The organism is Metalysinibacillus jejuensis (assembly GCF_003057615.1).
Classification (GTDB): domain Bacteria; phylum Bacillota; class Bacilli; order Bacillales_A; family Planococcaceae; genus Metalysinibacillus; species Metalysinibacillus jejuensis.
This window is the reverse complement of record NZ_QAFW01000127.1, coordinates 1-1,186: the sequence shown is the minus strand read 5'-3', so window position 1 is coordinate 1,186 and position 1,186 is coordinate 1. Positions and strand designations below refer to the sequence as shown.

Genomic DNA, 1,186 nt, shown 5'->3' with positions numbered 1-1,186 from the left:
TTTGATACAGCTCGCGATGAAATTCGAGTATTTCTCCCAGACCAATCCGCCATTCGATTGGCAGAGTAGCACAAAGAAGCTGGCGCGTAAAACCAGCGAAAGAGAGGCGTTTACAGTTGTTTTTCTTGTGTCCCTCGGTATGCAAAAACTTGAGTAATACGTAGGCAATTAACGCCGCAAAAAGCTGGCTAAATACTGCGTTTTTAGTCGTGCCAAATAACACGGGCACGTTTAAGTTTTGCTTGATCCAGCGGAAAAAAGATTCAATTGCCCAACGTTCCTTGTACATGCCCGCAATTTCTTCGGCTGTGACGTCACGAAGGTTGGTAATGACACGTACAATTGCCCCTTCATAATCGGTAAATTCCACGACACGATGGCGTTTTTTTGTTTGATTTTGTACGGTCCCAAGTGTACACGTGAAATCAGCGACGATATTTGACCCTTCAATCTTTGTTCTTTTTAAGGATTTCTTGCGGTTTAATTGGATGTTTTCTTTTAAACGGATGACGAAATCTTGCTTCGTATTGGCGTAACGATCAGCTTTTTCAATCGAAAAATAAGCGCGATCGGCCACAAGGATAAATCGCTTGTCTTCCAGTTCAACACCGATTGGGCCATCATGCTTTAAGCCTGTCGTTTCAACGATTTGAAGTGGCATAGCTGTGCTATTCGTGAAACTCACATGTAACTTGATGCCTGAACGTTCACCATGATAAAGCGCCCAAGGTAATCGATTTTTCCCAACGGTAATCGTCGTGGAATCAATGGCTAATAGCTCTTTTTTGAGTTTCAGTTTGCGCTTGGCAGCTCGATTTAATCGGCTGATAATCAACTCGGAAATTCGCTTGACGATGAGGTAATTCAGTTCACCTAAACGTTTGGAAAGGGTGGAATAATCCACGGATTTCAAGCCTTTATCGGTCGCCACATCGGCGGCGTAACGTAAGCTTTTCCATTCAAAGGTCGCAGCGCCAACCAAGTAGTTTAAAAGCGTTGGGACATCACATTTACGAGCTGTATCTTCAAAACCAAATTCAGCGAGAATCCCCGCGATTTCGTCCTGTGAAATAAAGTTTTGAAGTAAAGTAAAAACCGTGGTATTCTTAGCCATGAGAGATTCTCCTCGTAAAAGTTGGTGTCGTAACTTACATTTTACATGGAATCTCTCTTTTTTATTGAATTT

At 42.5% G+C, this 1,186-nt stretch carries 1 protein-coding gene; it reads right to left on the bottom strand.

Annotation, left to right across the window (positions count from 1 at the left end):
• A partial coding sequence (locus DDE80_RS14370) for an IS4 family transposase (protein WP_108308629.1) occupies nt 1-1,114 on the bottom strand: 1,114 nt, incomplete at its 3' end.
• Nucleotides 1,115-1,186 lie beyond the last annotated feature (72 nt).